Genomic DNA, 2,684 nt, shown 5'->3' on the forward strand with positions numbered 1-2,684 from the left:
AGGTGTCCCGCAGTCGAGTCGCGCGCCAGTCAGCGATTCTGATAGCTCCCACAGCCGTCGTCCAAGTTCTTCGTTGGTGCCGTTCTTCGACGACTTGACGATGCCGGGGAATCCGCGGAGTTGCCGAAAGCCCTTGGGGCCGATGAAAGTTCCTCCGGGGATGTCCTGGGTGGCGGCGAACAGAGTGGGCAGGATGCCCTGATCGACGCTATGGCCCACGATGCGTGAACCGACGTCGAGTAACAGTCCCGATGCGCCACCGACGTGGCCGAAGAGTCCGGTGCGCACAACTCCCGGGTGCGCGGCAACCGACAAGATTTGGCTTCCGTATGCCGAAAGCTGACGCTGCAGTTCGCGTGCGAACAGTAGGTTTGCCAACTTGGAGTCTTTGTAGGCTTGGCTGCTGTTGTAGGGGCGTCGCTGCCAGTTGGGGTCGTCGAGGTTCAGTTTGGCGCCGCGGTGGAAGTCGGAGCTTAGTGTGACGATACGGCCGCGGATCTGGGGCAGCAGCAGATTGGTCAGTGCGAAGTGGCCGAGGTGGTTGGTGCCGAATTGCAGTTCGAAGCCGTCCGGGGTGCGGGTTTCAGCGACCTGCATGATGCCGGCGTTGTTGATCAAGACATCGATGGGTTCCTGCCATGACGATGCGAAGGCACGCACCGACGACTGGGAACTCAGATCAAGTTCACGGACCTCGGTTTCTGCCGCGATGCCTTTCGCTACGGTCCGTCCTTTGGCGGGGTTGCGCACGGCCAGCACGACGTGTGCGCCTGCGTGGGCTAGCGCGTTGGCGGTGGCTTTGCCCAGCCCGCTTGTGGCGCCGGTGACAATGAACGTTTTGCCTGTCAAGTCGGGAAGAAGTGCAGCGGTCCAGTTCGTGACCGTCATGCGGGACTCCTTAAGAAGGTTCGGTTATGCGGTGGTGGACGGGGCAGCATGGCACCGCCACGTCTCAGACAGCTGCGGCGAGTCGGAACACTGGATACTGGTTGACGATCTGCTCGAAGTCGGCCAGTGGCGCCCGGCGGGTGATCGGAAAGAATGGGCGGGCGCCGGCTGAGATTTCGAGATATCGGCGCAAGATCGCGGCGCGATTGCTGGAGAAGTCCTCCACCACGGACACCTTTTCGCGCCTGCCTCGCTGCAAAACAGCATGATTGTCGGCGCGCAGGTTGCGCACCCAGTTCGTCTTGTCGCCCATCATGGCGACCAGGTAGCGCTCGCCCTCATAGGCGACGACAACTATGGGAAACGAGATCTTGCGCCCGGTCTTGCGGCCTCGAACCTCGATTGTGGCGGCCTGGTTGGGTCCGATGCCCGCGGCAAAGGCGATGCCGAGCAAGCCGCTTAAGACGCGTGCCGACCGATTTGGACGCCCGGCGCGGAACTGCCACCTCTGAAACGCACTTACAGCGCCCCGCATCACGCGAGCCTTCCTTTAGGGGGTCCGACGGGGTTCGCGGCGGCGTCCTTGACGGTCGGCGACCTGTCTGGCCGAGCGGACGTGAGCACGGCCGACATGGTGCTGGCATGTCTGCTTACACAGGTGGGCATGAGTTTCCTCTCAGGTAGTCGGTTAACTAACAAGCTCGGCTGCGTCAACGCGCTCTGCAACCACTGCCGCAATTGATGTGGAGCCCCATTGGTCGAAGTTGCCCAGGAAGACGGGGAACCGGAGTGCGAATAGGCCGCCGCCCATCACCAGCGAAACGCCGACGGCGTCGATCACCCTGGGCCTCAGCGGACGCCGAGGCTGCGCCGGGTTCTTGGATCACAGTACAGACTATAATCCATGTCTGGATCGAAGTCCAGACTGGAATCTCGACTCTGATCGAGATCGAGGGCTATGCTCCACCGCATGAGGAGGCCACCGTCCAAGCTGGTCGAGCGACTGGTCAGTGTGAGCGAAGAGGTGCTGCGCCCGGACCCGGCGCTTCGGTTGGAGGACATCGCCGCGCTGATCGGCTCAGCTCGCGCGACGCTCTACTACCATTTTTCGGGCCGCGACGACCTGGTCGCGTTCCTATTGGAAGAGCACCTGCGCGTCGCGGCCGAGACAATCGAGCTCGCCGTCACACCCGCCCGGCCACCAGTCGTCCAGCTGCGTTCAGCGATAACCGCGCTCGTCGGGTTCCTCGGGGGGCAGCCCGGAGTATGCGCCGGCCTGCTCTCCTTCGCGGGAGCCACCGGGCGGCTAGGAACCCTGATGGCCGCCAAGGACGCGCACCTCGCCACGCCACTTCGAAAGCTCCTCGACGAGGGCGCCGCCACCGACCAATTCACGATCAGCGACTCCCGCGATGCTGCCAACGCCATCCTCGGGGCTGCACTGATCGCTACGCTGACCCGCTGGGAAGATGCCCGCGACACACAAGATCCCGAGTTTCAGCAGGCACTGACGGACCAACTGGTCAGGAGCGTCGCACGTGCCTGAACAAGCGCGCCCTAAGGGGTCAAAGGGCACGACACTGCCGTCGATGCACTACCGGGCGGGCGGGCATGGCGTGAGGCGATCGAGGCGCGTAGCGGCGGCCGCGCTCAGGGGAGTCGCGCGGTGAGTATCGTCGTCGACCTGCACGATGACCGTGCGGGCGAGGGCTACACATCGGTCTCGTTGAAACAGGGCCTGCGCCAGGGTGAATGAGGTGCGGCCGACCGATTCAACGCTCGTGCCGATCGCGACC

General features: G+C 63.7%; 4 protein-coding genes. 1 reads left to right on the top strand and 3 read right to left on the bottom strand.

What is annotated here, in order from left to right:
• Window positions 1-888, bottom strand: an 888-nt coding sequence (locus VGH54_RS21115) for an oxidoreductase (protein WP_331514037.1), incomplete at its 3' end; no start/stop codon positions are given.
• 64 nt (window positions 889-952) lie between these two features.
• Window positions 953-1,423 carry a nitroreductase/quinone reductase family protein gene (locus VGH54_RS21120; protein WP_331514038.1) on the bottom strand — a complete coding sequence of 157 codons (471 nt, stop codon included), beginning with the start codon at window positions 1,421-1,423 and terminating at the stop codon, window positions 953-955.
• Window positions 1,424-1,858: 435 nt separating this feature from the next.
• On the opposite strand from VGH54_RS21120, the gene VGH54_RS21125 reads away from it, so the two are divergent.
• Entirely contained in the window at window positions 1,859-2,434 is a 576-nt protein-coding gene (locus tag VGH54_RS21125; RefSeq protein WP_331514039.1) for a TetR/AcrR family transcriptional regulator, read from the top strand.
• 48 nt (window positions 2,435-2,482) lie between these two features.
• Here VGH54_RS21125 and VGH54_RS21130 read toward each other — a convergent pair.
• Window positions 2,483-2,684: acyl-CoA thioesterase (locus tag VGH54_RS21130; RefSeq protein ID WP_414688762.1), on the bottom strand; the 202-nt coding region annotated here is incomplete at its 5' end.

Origin of the sequence: Mycobacterium sp. (genome assembly GCF_036488105.1) — a bacterium.
Lineage (GTDB): Bacteria > Actinomycetota > Actinomycetes > Mycobacteriales > Mycobacteriaceae > Mycobacterium.

Bases quoted from the DNA above. Each gene is read 5' to 3' on its own strand.
- VGH54_RS21120 (WP_331514038.1), bottom strand. From the start codon at position 1,423: ATGCGGGGCGCTGTAAGTGCGTTTCAGAGGTGGCAGTTCCGCGCCGGG.
- VGH54_RS21125 (WP_331514039.1), top strand. From the start codon at position 1,859: ATGAGGAGGCCACCGTCCAAGCTGGTCGAGCGACTGGTCAGTGTGAGC.